Annotated in this window: 12 protein-coding genes; 10 read left to right on the forward strand and 2 right to left on the reverse strand. The window is 67.0% G+C overall.

Annotated elements, in window-relative coordinates; genetic code table 11:
• Positions 1-59 precede the first annotated feature (59 nt).
• The 7 genes from QZM15_RS02575 to QZM15_RS02605 all read left to right on the forward strand — a co-directional run bounded on the left by QZM15_RS02575 (position 60) and on the right by QZM15_RS02605 (position 8,603).
• Complete coding sequence (locus QZM15_RS02575) at positions 60-1,181, forward strand: branched-chain amino acid ABC transporter substrate-binding protein (RefSeq protein ID WP_302105727.1); 1,122 nt, start codon at positions 60-62, stop codon at positions 1,179-1,181.
• Between the two features lie 58 nt (positions 1,182-1,239).
• Entirely contained in the window at positions 1,240-2,247 is a 1,008-nt protein-coding gene (gene lhpH / locus QZM15_RS02580; protein ID WP_059574427.1) for a trans-3-hydroxy-L-proline dehydratase, read from the forward strand.
• 190 nt (positions 2,248-2,437) lie between these two features.
• Entirely contained in the window at positions 2,438-5,020 is a 2,583-nt protein-coding gene (locus QZM15_RS02585) for a penicillin-binding protein 1A (protein WP_302105729.1), read from the forward strand.
• 80 nt (positions 5,021-5,100) lie between these two features.
• Positions 5,101-5,979 carry a PilZ domain-containing protein gene (locus QZM15_RS02590; protein WP_302105730.1) on the forward strand — a complete coding sequence of 293 codons (879 nt, stop codon included), beginning with the start codon at positions 5,101-5,103 and terminating at the stop codon, positions 5,977-5,979.
• 224 nt (positions 5,980-6,203) lie between these two features.
• Positions 6,204-6,533, forward strand: a complete 330-nt coding sequence (locus tag QZM15_RS02595) for a DUF4148 domain-containing protein (protein WP_027783001.1) — start codon at positions 6,204-6,206, stop codon at positions 6,531-6,533.
• A gap of 312 nt (positions 6,534-6,845) precedes the next feature.
• The gene (locus QZM15_RS02600) at positions 6,846-8,054 is read left to right on the forward strand and encodes a DUF4919 domain-containing protein (RefSeq protein ID WP_302105731.1); all 1,209 of its coding nucleotides are present in this window, start codon (positions 6,846-6,848) and stop codon (positions 8,052-8,054) included.
• 144 nt (positions 8,055-8,198) lie between these two features.
• Positions 8,199-8,603 carry a lysozyme inhibitor LprI family protein gene (locus tag QZM15_RS02605; RefSeq protein WP_302105733.1) on the forward strand — a complete coding sequence of 135 codons (405 nt, stop codon included), beginning with the start codon at positions 8,199-8,201 and terminating at the stop codon, positions 8,601-8,603.
• A 79-nt stretch (positions 8,604-8,682) separates the two neighbouring features.
• Here the strand turns inward: QZM15_RS02605 and QZM15_RS02610 are convergent, their stop codons facing one another.
• Positions 8,683-9,330: a response regulator transcription factor gene (locus QZM15_RS02610; RefSeq protein ID WP_006483707.1), complete on the reverse strand. Its 648-nt coding sequence runs from the start codon at positions 9,328-9,330 to the stop codon at positions 8,683-8,685.
• Positions 9,327-11,429 (reverse strand): PAS domain-containing sensor histidine kinase, encoded by a 2,103-nt coding sequence (locus QZM15_RS02615; RefSeq protein WP_302105734.1) that lies wholly within the window; start codon positions 11,427-11,429, stop codon positions 9,327-9,329. Before QZM15_RS02615 ends, QZM15_RS02610 begins: the two co-directional genes overlap by 4 nt.
• Positions 11,430-11,747: 318 nt before the next feature.
• Between QZM15_RS02615 and QZM15_RS02620 the strand changes: the two genes are divergently transcribed.
• From QZM15_RS02620 to QZM15_RS02630, 3 genes are all read left to right on the forward strand, one after another.
• On the forward strand, positions 11,748-12,218 hold the full coding sequence (locus QZM15_RS02620) for a universal stress protein (RefSeq protein ID WP_059574423.1): 471 nt from the start codon (positions 11,748-11,750) through the stop codon (positions 12,216-12,218).
• Positions 12,219-12,528: 310 nt separating this feature from the next.
• Positions 12,529-13,035 (forward strand): cupin domain-containing protein, encoded by a 507-nt coding sequence (locus tag QZM15_RS02625; protein WP_226222108.1) that lies wholly within the window; start codon positions 12,529-12,531, stop codon positions 13,033-13,035.
• Between the two features lie 185 nt (positions 13,036-13,220).
• Positions 13,221-14,246: a DedA family protein/thiosulfate sulfurtransferase GlpE gene (locus QZM15_RS02630; protein ID WP_059639459.1), complete on the forward strand. Its 1,026-nt coding sequence runs from the start codon at positions 13,221-13,223 to the stop codon at positions 14,244-14,246.
• The last annotated feature ends 448 nt before the right edge of the window (positions 14,247-14,694 follow it).

The following is a 14,694-nucleotide window of genomic DNA, read 5'->3' on the forward strand; positions in this document are numbered from 1 at the left end:
TTGCGATGTGACCACGCGTGTCCTACATTGGTTTCACACAAAACCAATCAGGAGACATCATGCGACACGTCGTGACCGCGCTTTCGGTGGCCGTCGCCGCCGGCGCGCTGACTTCCGCGCATGCGCAGGAGGTCGTGATGATCGGCCATTCGGCGCCGCTCACGGGCCCGCAGTCCGCCAACGGCAAGGACAATGAAAACGGCGCGCGGCTCGCCGTCGACGAGCTCAACCAGGCCGGCGTGAAGGTCGGCGGCAAGGCCGTCACGTTCAAACTGGTTTCCGAAGACGACCAGGCCGACCCGAAGGCCGGCGTGCAGGTCGCGCAGAACCTCGTCGACAAGGGCGTCGTCGCGGTGCTCGGGCCGTACAACTCGGGCGTCGCGATTCCCGCGTCGCGCGTGTATTCGAACGCCGGCGTGCCGATCCTGCCGGTCGCGTCGAACCCGGCGCTGACGAAGCAGGGCTTCAGGAACATCTTCCGGATCGGCGCGAGCGACGAGCAGCTTGGCGGCACGATGGCCACGTTCGCCGCGAAGACGCTGAACGCGAAAACCGCCGCCGTGATCGACGATCGCACCGCATACGGGCAGGGCGTCGCCGAGCAGTTCATGAACGTCGCGAAGGCGAACGGGATCAAGATCGTCGACCAGGAATACACGAATTCGTCGGCCACCGACTTCCTCGGCATTCTCACCAAGATCAAGGCCGCCAACCCCGACGTGATCTTCCTCGGCGGCTATGCGGCGCAGGGCGCGCCGATGGCCAAGCAGATGAAGCAGCGCGGCTTGCGGGCGAAGCTGCTCGGCGGTGACGGCATTTGTTCGGCCGACATGGGTAAGGTCGCGGGCGAGGCGGCGTCGATCGTCTACTGCGCGCAGGGCGGCGTCGCGCTCGAGAAGACGCCGGCCGGGCGCGCATTCCTGAAGAAGTACCACGACACCTATCACACCGATACGCAGGTCTACGGCGTCAATTACTACGACGGCGTGAAGCTGCTCGCCGACGCGATGGTCAAGGCCGGCACGACCACCGACAAGGCGAAGCTGAGCGCGCAGCTCGCGAAGTCGAACTACGCGGGCGTCGCCGGCACCTATTCGTTCGACGCGAACGGCGACCTGAAAGGCGCGCCGACCACCGTCTACGTGATCCGCAACGGCCTGCCGGAACCGTACGCGAAGTAATCCCGTCACCGGACGGCGGCCCGGCCGCCGTCCTTCGTTTCAACGCATCCAATTCGTCATGAAGATTTCCCGATCCCTTTCCACCGTCGAAGTGCATACCGGCGGCGAAGCGTTTCGCATCGTCACGAGCGGGCTGCCGCGGCTGCCCGGCGCGACGATCGTCCAGCGCCGCGCATGGCTCAAGGCGCATGCCGACGAAATCCGCCGCGCGCTGATGTTCGAACCGCGCGGCCATGCCGACATGTATGGCGGCTATCTGACCGAGCCCGTGTCGCCGAATGCCGATTTCGGCGTGATCTTCGTGCACAACGAAGGCTATAGCGACCATTGCGGACACGGTGTGATCGCGCTGTCGACAGCGGCCGTCGAGCTCGGCTGGGTGCAGCGCACGGTGCCCGAGACGCGGGTCGGCATCGACGCGCCGTGCGGCTTCATCGAGGCGTTCGTCCAGTGGGACGGCGAGCATGCGGGGCCGGTGCGCTTCGTCAACGTGCCGTCGTTCATCTGGCAACGCGACGTGTCGGTTCAGACGCCCTCGTTCGGCACCGTGACCGGCGACATCGCGTATGGCGGCGCGTTCTATTTCTATGTCGACGGCGCGCCATTCGACCTGCCGGTGCGCGAATCGGCGGTCGAAAAACTGATTCGCTTCGGCGCGGAAGTGAAGGCGGCCGCGAACGCGAAGTATCCGGTCGTGCATCCGGAGATCCCGGAAATCAACCATATCTACGGCACGATCATCGCGAACGCGCCGCGCCACGCGGGTTCGACGCAGGCGAACTGCTGCGTGTTCGCGGATCGCGAGGTCGACCGCTCGCCGACCGGCTCCGGCACCGGCGGACGCGTCGCGCAGCTCTACCAGCGCGGACTGCTCGCGGCGGCCGACACGCTCGTCAACGAATCGATCGTCGGCACGGTCTTCAAGGGGCGCGTGCTGCGCGAAACGACGGTCGGCGGCCTCCCGGCCGTGATCCCGGAAGTGGAAGGCAGCGCGCATATCTGCGGGTTCGCGAACTGGATCGTCGACGAGCGCGATCCGCTCACGTACGGATTTCTCGTGCGCTGAGCCGGGGCGCCGGTCGCCCCCCATTGGTCCCCGTTACGCCCCCTTCGCGCGGCGTTCAGGTCGTCGCACCAGGTTTGGCGCGTCGTTCCGGTTGCCGGACACGCGCCTTTTTTGCGTGAGCGCCGCCGCAACACCGCGGCGCGTGTGCCGGCGCAAGGCCGCCGCGGGTCGGCCGCGCGAGTTTGGTACGATGCAGCCTTTTCAGCCGAGCTCCACCCGCGTGAATCGCCGAAACGTGTCGTCAGTGCGTGCCTTGTGCGCCAGATGGGTCGCGCGCGCCCAACCCGTCGCAGCGGCCGCCGTCGCGCGGCTCAAGCCTCTCGCCGCCACCGCGTGGCGCCATGTCCGCCGCCCGACGCGCCGTGGCGTACTGCTCTCGGCCGCCGCCGTGCCGGCGCTGTTCGCGCTGTACGTGGTCGTGCTCATCCCGTTCACGCCGGGCATCGGCGACATCCGCAAGGCGCGCGTCGACCAGCCCGCGCAGGTGCTGTCCGCCGACGGCAAGCTGCTGGCCGAATTCAAGCCGTCGAACCGCGAATGGGTGGCGCTCAAGCAGATCTCGCCGCACATGGTCGACGCGCTGATCGCGACCGAGGATCACCGCTTCTACGAACACCACGGACTCGACTGGAAGCGCACGGCGTCGGCCGCGCTCCATACGTTCTCGGGCAGCCGCCAGGGCGGCTCGACGATCACCCAGCAGCTCGCGCGCAACCTGTATCCGGACGAGATCGGCCGCGCGCCCACGCTCACGCGCAAGGTGAAGGAGGCGATCACCGCGCTGAAGATCGAGGCCGTCTACAGCAAGGACCAGATCCTCGAGACCTACCTGAACACGGTGCCGTTCCTGTACAACGCGTACGGCGTCGAGATGGCCGCGCGCACCTATTTCGACAAGTCGGCCGACGAACTCGACGTGCTCGACAGCGCGACGCTCGTCGGGATGCTGAAAGGCAACAGCTACTACAACCCGGTGCTGAACCCCGAGCGCGCGCTGCAGCGGCGCAACACGGTGCTCGGCCAGATGGTGAAGTACGGCAAGCTGTCGCCCGCGCAGTTCGCGCAGTTGCAACGCCGGCCGCTGCGCATCGACTTCGAGCGCCAGAAGGAGCCGCCGGGGCCGGCGCCGCATTTCGCGCAGCAGTTGCGCAAATGGCTGATCGCGTGGGCCGACCGCAACGACTACAACATCTACTCGGACGGGCTGATCGTGCGCACGACGATCGACTCGCGGCTCCAGCAGATGGCGACGCAGGCGCTCACGCTGCAGGGCAATCAACTGCAGGGTATCGCGAACAACGCATGGAGCGGCCGCGACGGCTGCGGCACCGACAACGAGGTGTTCCGCACCTTCATGCGCGAATCGCCCGAGTACAAGGCCGCGCAGGACGCCGGCAAGGACGACGCGGCGGCGATGAAGCTGCTCGCGTCCGACCGCGGCTTCCTGCACGCGCTGTGCAAGGCGAAGACCGACGTGCAGGCCGGCTTCCTCGCGATCGACCCGCGTGACGGGCAGATTCGCGCGTGGGTCGGCAGCCGCGACTTCACCCGCGAGCCGTTCGACCACGTCGCGCAGGCGCGGCGTCAGCCGGGCTCGACGTTCAAGCCGTTCGTCTATGGCGCCGCGTTCGCGAGCGGGATGAAGCCGGACGATACGTTCATCGACCAGCCGGTCGAGATCCCGTTGAAGGGCGGCGAGATCTGGCGGCCGAACGACGACGTGCCGCCGTCGGGCAAGCCGATGACGCTGCGCGACGCGGTTGCGCTGTCGCGCAACCGGATCACCGCGCAGGTGATGGAGAAGGTCGGGCCGGGCGCCGTCGCGCGACTGGCGCGCGACATGGGCGTGCGCGAAAGCCCGCTCGAACGCGTGCCGTCGCTCGCGCTCGGCACGAGCCCCGTCACGCTGAAGGAAATGGTCGCGTCGTACGCGACGATCGCGAACGGCGGGCTGTACGTCGAGCCGCAGATGGTCACGCGCATCGAGAATCGCCAGGGCGACGTGCTCGCCGAGTACGCACCGGCGCCGCCCGAGCGCGCGCTCGACGCCGAAACGGACAAGATGCTGCTCGACGTGATGCGCGACGTCGTGACGCGCGGCACGGGCGGCAGCATCCGCACGCGCTTCGGGGTGCGCGGCGACGTGGCCGGCAAGACCGGCACGACGCAGGACAATGCGGACGGCTGGTTCATCCTGATGCAGCCGGGCCTCGTCGCCGGCGCGTGGGTCGGGTTCGACGACGGCCGCGTGACGCTGCGCAGCGATTACTGGGGGCAGGGCGCGCACAGCGCGCTGCCGATCGTCGGCGATTTCTTCCAGCGCGCGCAGCGCGCCCGGATCGTCGATACGAAGGCGAAATTCGATACCGAGCCGTCGCCGGGCTGGTTCGGCTCGCTGCGCGAGCGCGTCACCGACCTGTTCGACACGTGGTTCCCGCCCGAGCCGAAGAAGGCTTCCGCGCCGGTCAGGACGCCGCGCATCGAACGCCCGGCCGAGACCGACGAAGGGGCGGCGTCGGCCGCGTCGGCGCCGGATGCCGCGTCCGGCGGCATCGTCGAGGAATGGGTGCCGGCGTCGGAAGTAGCCGCGTCGGCCGCGGCGCTGTCGTCGGGCGCATCGCAGCCGCCGCAGCCTGCGCAGCCGCCCGCGGGCGCGAGTACGACGAGCGGAAGCGGCGCCGGTGTCGGCGCCGCCCCTTCGGCCGTGCCGGCCCCACCGCCGATCCCGGAGCCGGCGCCGGCCGCGCCTGACTCGACCGGCGCTTCGCAGTGACGAAGCCATTCAGATTCCGCGCGATGCTGCCGTAATCAAGTTGTCACGATAGCTCGCGCGGTCGCCCCCGCGCTTCTCCGATGCGACTTTCCACTGACTATGCCGCGCTCGCGCGCGACGACCTTTCCGTGGGCGTCCCGCTCGGCTTCGACCTCTACGACGCCGACGGCGCCGCGCTGCTGCCGGCCGGCACGACGCTGGCCGACCCGGCGCAGCACGCTTTCCTGTTCGACCATTTCCGCCCCGCGCGCCGACGCGACGCCGCCGACACCGATCCATGCGCGTCCGCGGCGACGGGCGCCCCCGCCACGCGCATGGGCCTGTCGGCGGGCGCCGCGATCGGCATCCGCCGGCGGGTCGGCACGGCGCGCGCGCTGCAGCGGTGCCGGCTGATCGGCGTCGGCGCGTCGGGGGCGCTGTTCGTCGAGCCGCAGCCCGCCACCGCGCTCGAGTTCGCGCGCGGCGACGACGTCGAAGCGGTGGCGGTCGGCCGCGCCGCGGTGTCCCGTTTCGGCGCGACGGTCGAATCGGTGCAGGCGTCGGGCGCGGCGCCATTCATGATCCTGTCGCCGCCCGGTTTCGTCGACCGGCTGCGCACGCGCGCCGAGCCGCGCGTGCCGGTGCGCATCGCGGCCGGCTGCCGCGGCGCGGCGGACGAAGCGGAAAGCATCGGGGTGGTGCACGACATCAGCCTGAGCGGTCTGTCGATCGCCGTCGGCCGGGCGATCGCGGCACCCGGCGAGCCGTTGGGCGTGATGCTGCCGTACGAAACCGGCGGCCGTGTCGAGCGGCTGGCGCTCGCCGGCACGGTGCGGGCCGTGCATGCCGACCCGGCGGTGCCGGCGCTGACGCTGCACCATGCGGCGTTCGACGACATCGACGCCGCCGACCTGATTCGCCTCAAGGCACTGCTGTTCGACAGGCAGATGGCGTCGGCAGATATCGAACGCCTGCGCTGACGCCCGGCCTGCGCATGGCCGTCACCGGATCGCGGTATTTGGTGTACGAACGTCGATAATCATCTGATGAATCGGCCTATTCCCGCGCGATTGTACGGTTTCGGTCAACAGTGAATTTGCGATTTAAGTATTTACCCTGATAGTCGAGCCTCCTAGACTTTCACTCATGCGCAACGACTCCGAGTCCGAAGCGCCTGACAAAACAATCCTGGAGGTAACGCATCATGAAATCGCTGATCAAGGCAGTTGCACTGGCCGCCCTGGTGGCCGCACCGGTCGTCTCGTTCGCCCAATCGAACCAGCAGCCGCTGACGCGCGCGCAAGTGCGCGCCGAACTGGTCCAGCTCGAAAAGGCCGGCTACAACCCGAACGACTGGATCAACTATCCGGAAAACATCCAGGCCGCCCAGGCCAAGATCGCGGCCGCGCAGAACGCCGGCGCGCAAGCCGACGCAACCGGCTATGGTTCGAACCCGGTCGCGACCTCGCAGTCGGGCCAGCGCGCGGTCGTGCCGGCCGTGAGCGACCGCTCGTCGGTGTACTTCGGTCACTGAGCCGGCTGTTGTCTCGCGGCCCTTGGGCGCCGCGGCGGAAGGCTTGTCGAGAAAGCCCGCACTCGTTTCGGTTTCGAGTGCGGGCTTTTTACATTGACTCGTCGAGACACGAAATTTAACGATGTCCGTAGCTGCATTGACGTCGACATGGGTTCGCGCGAATCCATATGCCGCACGGCCACGGCGCCGGTTTGCTTGTCCTGCCGAGGCGAATTCCCGACGACCGGCATCTCCGACAGGATCTCAGGCCAGCCGAACGATGGTAGATTCGGCCGTCGCCGATGAGAGCGGGTATGCCATTGGCGATAAAACATGAAAAACGGGGGCCTCATGCGCTTGATAAGATTTTTCGTATCCGTATTGATTTGCCTTTCGGCTACGAGCGCATTTTCTCGGAATGCTTCTTCGCCTATCGATCTCCTGCAAGCGGAAAGACAACGGATCGGAAAGGACGCGCAGATCAACCTTCAGCAGTTCTCGCACGACACGCAGGCGATTGTCGCTCAGGCAAATGTACTGAACCAATCGGGAGAGAATCAAAAGGCGCTCGAAAAATTGCTCGAGCTGAACAAGTACGCATCGCTGGACCGATACCCGGACTACACCGTCCAGGTCGTCTGTTTCAACGTTTACACAGGTTTGGCAAACGAGCGCGATGCAACTGCGTGCCGTAGGCGAGCGGCTGCCATGGCAGTGATCCTGTTGAAGCTTTCAGGAGGTGGAAATACGCCCGACGATCCGGTTCGAATTGTCCGGGTTGGGGAAATCGGGGACTGGCTGCGCTTAAGATCGGCAAAGATGACCGATGTCCAGGCGATCCAGTATCAAGGTTCAAGTCTTCAAAAGGTGACCTTTACCACGCCTGCGGATAGCCACGTCAAGGTGGCCTATTTTCTGATGAATCCCCGGGAAGTCTTCGAGATCGATCAAACGGCCCGCGACATATTCCAGCCGCTGCCGGTTTCGGACACGGATGGGAAATACGCGGCGGCAATGAAGGAGGCACACGAGCGCCGGGCCAAATTCCTGTCCGATCAGAGTTTCAATTATCGTGAGTTGGTCCAGCTCGTTCAGGACTCACAGAAAGAGGCGATGCAGCTAGCGCAGCAAGGCGATGTGGAGGCTGCCTTGTCAAAGATTCGGGAAGTTGAAAGAATCCGCCCAATTCGCGATATTCCGATTTTCAGCCTCGTGTCGAATTACAGTGCCCTACTGGGAAAGGCGGGAGATGAAGGCGCACACGCAGATATGCGACTCTATCTGTTCGGCATTACGCAGGATATCGCGCACAGCGGAGACGGGTTGACGCCGGAGACCGCTATCCGCGTCATTGCGGTCAATGAAGAGTACTCGTGGTTGTCTGCAAAAAAGCTGCATGCGACCAGGCAGGCGCTGATCCGCAACGGGGACTCCCAATACGATGCGATTGAGGCAACGGACGCAAGCGGCCGGTCTCGAACCTACTACTTCGACGTGACGCCGTTCTTCGACCGTTACTTGCCGGTAGCGAACAAGCAGTAACCGCCGTCGTTGGGCGTACCCGCTGACAATCCGCCGCGCGTGCGCTAGCATCGCGGTCGATGTCGGCGCGGTGGCGCGGCCCATGCACACGGGGCGCGACAAGGCACCGGGTTCCACACTTCAACGAACAACAAAGGAGCATCCATGCGTGTCTTGACCGGTCTGCTGAGCTCGCTGGCGCTGGTGGCGGGCGTCGCCCATGCGCAGGCGAATTGCGCGGACGCGACGGATCAGGCGACGATGACGGCGTGTGCCGATCGCGCGTACAAGAAATCCGACGGGGAACTGAACCGGACCTACCAGGCCGTCACCGCGCGCCTGCGCGATGCGCAGCCGCTTGCCGACAAGCTCGTGAGCGCGCAGCGCGCGTGGATCGCGTACCGCGATGCGGAGTGCCGTTTCTCGAGCGCGAATGTCGAGGGCGGCAGTGCATACCCGATGGTCGTATCGACCTGTCTCGACGATCTGACGAACGCGCGCACCGAAACGTTGAAGGGCTATCTCGCCTGCGAGGAGGGCGACCTCGCGTGCCCGGTGCCGGCGAAGTAACCGCCATGCGCGGGCCCGCCGAGGCCCGCGCCGCGCCGGCTACACGTCGCCGTTACACGTCGTCCGTTACACGTCGCCGTTACACGTCGTCCGTTTCGTCGAGCAGCTTGTGCCGCATCGCGTAACGCACGAGCGCCGCTTCATGCGGCATCTGCATCTTCTCGAGGATCCGGGTTTTGTAGGTGCTGACCGTCTTCGCGCTCACGCACAGCGCATTCGCGATCTCGGTCAGCGTCTGGCCCGCGGCGATTCGCCGGAACACGTCGAATTCGCGATCGGACAGCCGCTGGTGCGGCAGCGTCTCGGCCGGCTCGTTCAGGCTCTGCGCGAACTGCTCGGCCATCGCCAGGCTCACGTAGACGCCGCCCGACGCCACTTTCGTGACCGCGCCGACCAGCTCCGCGCTCGCGCTTTCCTTCGTCAGATAGCCGGACGCGCCCGCGCGGAACGCGCGCACCGCGTACTGCTGCTCCGCGTGCATCGTCAGCACGAGCACGCGCAGCGCGGGCTTCTCGTCCTTGATCTGCTTGATCAGCTCGACACCGTTGCGGCCCGGCATCGACAGGTCGAGCACGAGCACCTGCGCGGGCGTCGCACGCACCAGCGCGATCGTCGACGGGCCGTCGCAGGCCTCGCCGGCCACCTCGAATCCGGTGGCGTTCTGGAGGATGTGCCGCAGACCGTCGCGTACGAGCGTATGGTCGTCGGCGATGAGCACCTTGATCATGTGATGAGCGTGTCCTGTTGAACGGTGGCGAGCGGAAACGCGACGGTAATCGAGAAGCCGCGCGCGAGCGCGGTGTCGATCGTCACGGTGCCGCCCAGCATGTGTGCGCGTTCGCGAATGCCGATCAGGCCGAACGACTTGTCTTCGTGGGCCGCACCGCCGGGCGCCGCGCCGCGGCCGTTGTCCGCGACGCGCAGCACGCAAAAGCCTTCCTCGACGTCGAGCCGCAACGCCACGCGCGTCGCATCCGCATGGCGCGCGACGTTCGTCAGCGCTTCCTGGACGATGCGGAACAGCGTGGTCGCGCCCGCGCTGGTGAACGTGAGGCCGCCCGTCTCGATGTGGCGCTCGACATCGATCCCGTAGCGGTTCGTGAAATCGTTCGCGAGCCATTCGATCGCGGGCACGAGGCCGAGATCGTCGAGCATCACCGGCCGCAGGTCGGCCGCGATGCGCCGCACCGACGCGACCGTCGCGTCGATCAGCCGCCGCATGCCTTGCAGGTGGGTCTGCACGCCATCGTCGGGGTGCGCGCGGCCGGGCGTGCGCAGTTGCTGCTCGACGACCGACAGGTCCATCTTCAGCGCGGTGAGCTGCTGCCCGAGGTCGTCGTGCAGCTCGCGCGCGATGCGCGTCTTCTCCTCTTCGCGCACGTTCTGCAGGTTCGCCGACAGTTCGCGCAATTCCTCGCGCGATCGCTTCAGCGCGTTCTCGGCCCGCAGCCGCTCGGTGATGTCGCGCAGCATCACCGTATAAAGCTTGCCCGACGCGTCGCGGATCTGCGAGATCGACGCTTCGATCGGGAATTCCTCGCCGTTGGCCCGCAGCCCGAACAGTACGCGCTGGCGGCCCATCTGCCGCTCGGACACGCCCGTCACGCCGAACTGGTCGACGTGTTTCGCATGCGCGGCGCGGAACCGCTCCGGAATGAAGCGCGACAGCGGCGCACCGATCGCCTCCATCGCGGACACGCCGAACACCTGCTCGGCCATCGGATTGAAGATCACGACCGTCTGCTTCTCGTCGATCGTGATGATCGCTTCCATCGACGAGCGGATGATGCCCATCATCCGTGCCTCGTTGAGGAGGCCGCGGCTGCTCGCGCCGGCATCGGCGCGGCTGCGCAGCAGCGCATGGACGAGCGCCGCGAACCCGAACGACGCGATCAGCCCGGCGGCCAGCACGGTGCCGGCCGCACGCTGCGCGCCGGTCGCGCTCGGCCGGCCGTCCGCGGAATAGGCGAGCGTCAGCGCGGTGCCGCCGAAATTGAGCACGTCGGTGCGCCGCATCAGGTCGGGCGACGCCGACGCTTCGTCGGTCGTCGTCTCGACGCTGGCGATCGCGCGCGGATCGCCGCCGGCGCTCATCCACAGGTCGATCCCGCGTTCAGTATCGAGCGCGCGCTCGATCAGGCGCCGCGGGCTCAACGCCGCGAACAGCACGCCGTCGGCGGCGGTTTCGCGCGCGCCGGACGGTCTGGACGCCGCAAGCGGCGAGGCCGTCGTGGGCAGGAACAGCGTCAACGTGCGGGCGTCGCGGGACGTATCGTCGTCGGCCGAATGAACGCCGAGCGCGATATCGCCGGTCCGCAGCGCATGCGCGAGCGGCGCCGCGTCGGGCGCGCCGAAGCGCTCGACCGGCGCATTCGACGCGGGGGCGCTGAGCGTCGCTGCCGCGAGCGGGCCGGCCGGCGGCGGTTTCGTGCCGGCGAGGGCGCTGCGCGCCGCGGGCGTCAGCGGCGCATAGCCGATCTGCCGGACCGGCGAGCGGGCGCTGTCGAGATCGAGCGTCTCCGCATAGCGACGCCATTGCTCGGGCGTCATGGTCGGGACGAGGCCGAACGCGCCGCGCGCGCCTTCGAGCACCGCGACGCCGGTCTGCAGTTCGTGGCGCAGCATCGCGGTCACGTGCGCCGTGCGGCGTTCGAAACGCGTATGAACGGCGGCTTGCCACTGCTCGCGCACCAGCAGCGCGACGCCAAGCGACAACACCGCGCCCGCGCACAGCGCAACGACGGCGGCCGCGAGCGGCTGGCGTAACATGATCTGCAGGGGCGCGGGCCCTCGGGCGCCACGCGTCGGGGTTCCACTGGCGGTCATTCGATGGCCATTCTGTTGTTCGGGCTACCCAAGGCGCTCGGGCAGGGCGGCAAAACCGGAAAACCTCGCACCGGCTGCGTGCAACGACTATTTTGAAGATGAAATTGTGCGCGTTTTACACGTTTTTTGTAATGGGGTCGGTTGAAATCGCGGCAAACGGCTTGAAGCAGGGGCGCGCCGGCCCCGCTTGATGCGCGTCAACCCGCGTGTCGGCACGTGGGGCAGACTGTTCGGCAGGCAAGCCGGCGCCGGGCCGGCTTGCGGCAACGGGCCTTCGTCGCGCAACGCGCGATGCGCGCCCGGTCGGAGGGACGGACCATGTACAAGCGGATTTTCGTCGGGCTCGACGGCAGCCCGAGCGCGCGTCTCGCGCTGAACGAGGCGATCCGGATCGCGGCGGCGTCCGGCGGCGAAGTGACCTGTGCGTACGTCGTCGAACATCGGCCGCAGCTCGTCGACGTCGACGCAGGCTTCGCCGCCGAGCGCGACGGCGATGTCGCGGCGACCGATGCCGCGACGCCGGTGCTCGACGACGCGAAAGCGGCGCTCGCGCAGCAGCATGTGCGGGGCACCGTGCGCGCGCTCGACGCGTATGGCGAGGACATCGCGGCGGTGCTGATGCGCACGGCGGCCGAAGCCGACGCCGACCTGATCGTGATGGGCACGAGCGGCCGGCACGGACTGCGCAGGCTGTTGCTCGGCAGCGTGGCGGAATCGCTGCTGCGCGCGGCCGACCGGCCCGTGCTGCTGGTGCGGCACGGCGAGGCGCGGGCGTCGGCGACCGCGTAATCGACGGCGGTACGGTTGGCGATGCGGGCCGTGCATCTGCGGGCAGCGGGCTGCCTCGCGTGCCTGGCCGGATATCGGCACGATCCGCGTGCCGGGGCGGGCCGCCGGGAGTCTTGGCGGTGAGCGATCGAGCGTCGACGGTTGCGTCCCGGCACGCAGTTCTGGCAGCATCGGCCGGTGTCCGCTTGTTCGCCGCGCGCATGGCCGCGGCGATCGACGCACGGACATCCGGCGGCACCGGTCGCCTGAATCGGGACGGACCGGAAGGGCCGCCGAATGCCGGTTTCCAACCTTACCGACGTCATCCGCCATGCCGATTTCCGCGACCGACCTGATTCGCCAGTTCGACCTGCAGCCGCATCCCGAAGGCGGCTATTTCCGTGAAACCTACCGCGCGACCGATTCGGTCGTGCGCCCGGCCGATGGCGCGCGACGTGCCGCATCGACCGCGATCTACTATCTGCTGTGCGACGGCGCGTATTCGTCGTGGCATCGCATCCGCTCCGACGAGGTCTGGCATTTCTATGCGGGCGACCCGATCGAAGTGTGGGTACTCGACGCGCGCGACGGGCTGACGATCCACCGGCTCGGCAACCCGCTCACGCATCCCGGCACCGTGTTCCAGGCGGTCGTGCCGGCGGGAAGCTGGTTCGGCGCGCGCTGTGCATCGCCCGAGCATGTCGCGCTCGTCGGCTGCACGGTGGCGCCGGGGTTCGAGTTCGCGGAATTCGAGCTCGCGGATGCGGCCGCGCTGGCGGCCGAGTTTCCCGACTACGCGGAACACGTCGCGCAGCTCGTGCCGCGCTCGGACGCGTGACTGTCACGGCCGCGTCACGCCGGGCGCGAAGCCCGTACCGATGGTCGGTGTTCCGCGCGAGCGCGGCCAAACCCGTTTAGAATGCGCAGGATGCACCGGTCGGTCGCGGACATGCCGCGGCGGCCGTTGCGCCGCCGTACCGACGGCCCTGTCGCGCGGCCCGCATGTCTTCCAGGAGCGCCGCCGTGTGGCACTTTCCGATTGCTATTCCATCGTCGCTCGGCCCGTGGGCCGTCTTCGCGAGCGTGTTGATCACGCAGCTCGGCGTGCCGGTGCCGGCCGTGCCGATGCTGATTCTCGGCGGCACGATGGCGGCGATGGGGCAGGCGTCCTGGGCCAGCATGTTCGCGGCGGCGATCGGGGCGACGATGCTGGCCGATTCGCTGTGGTTCTTCATGGGCCGCACGCGCGGCCGGCGCCTGCTGAATGGCCTCGTGCGCTTCTCGCTGTCGCTCGACACGACGCTGCGCTTCGCCCGTAACGTATTCGAAAGGTACGGCGCGCCGTTGCTCGTGCTGTCGAAATTCCTGCCGGGTCTCGGCCTCGTGTCGGCGCCGCTGCTCGGCACGACCGCGATCGGCATTGGCGTGTTCCTGTTCTGGGATCTGGCCGGCGCGTCGCTGTGGGCGGCGTTCTGGCTGATCGGCGGCGCAGCCATTCACGACCAGATCGTCCAGTTCGTGCTGTGGGTACGCGCGAGCGGCGGCACGATCCTCGACGCGTTCCTCGCGATCTTCATCACGTTCCTGCTGTACCGCTGGGTGCGCCGCGTGCAGTTCCGCCGCTATCTCGCGCAGGTACGCATCTCGCCGCCGCAGCTCGTCGAGATGATGACGTCCGACGAACCGCCGCTGATCTTCGATGCGCGGCCGAAAGCGATTCGCGAACGCGAGCCGTACCGGATTGCCGGCGCGCTGCCGGTCGATCTCGATTCCCCGGACCTGCTCGACCCGGAAGTGCTGAAGCGGCCGATCGTCGTCTATTGCGTATGCCCGAACGAGGCCACGGCCAAGCGTCTGATCGCGAAGATGCAGCGCAAGAAGATGATCCACAACATCCGGGCGCTGAAGGGCGGCCTCGATGCGTGGGAAAAGCACGGTTATCCGGTCGAGCCGCTGCCCGCCGATCTGGATTCGTCGCGGTACTTCGTGCGGCCCGATCACGGTGGGCTGGAAGGCGAATATACGGTGCGGGCGACGTTGTCGAAGTGATGCAACCGGCATTGCTGGTTTCGGCGCTCGAGAGCGCATATTTTTCCCATCTTGGTTTATACATTTTCGACAAGCGAGTTTCGCGACACTATCGCCGCTTATCTCGCGATCGGTCGGCCAACAATATCATGAGCATCCGGCCGCGATCGGACGATTGGCACAGTGTCTAAAGCCACGTCGAGCCTATCCCAATAAAATCTCATCCCACCTCAGAATTAACAATCTGAAAACATTATAAAAATATTAATTCTTCGGAATTTTTTAAAATCTCCGGCTCCGGAGCAGGGAACGCCGATGCTCCTCGTATCGCGTTAATCTTTTCTGACAGTGTGCGGTGATTGCTTCTGCTAGCATCGCGCAGTGGATAAGAGGAGACCCATTGCGAGCGCCGTCTCGCAATCGCGACATGCATGAGAGGCGTTGTCGCTCTGACTATCCGTTGCAAGCG

The sequence above is a fragment of the Burkholderia sp. AU44665 genome (assembly GCF_030504405.1).
GTDB lineage: Bacteria > Pseudomonadota > Gammaproteobacteria > Burkholderiales > Burkholderiaceae > Burkholderia > Burkholderia semiarida.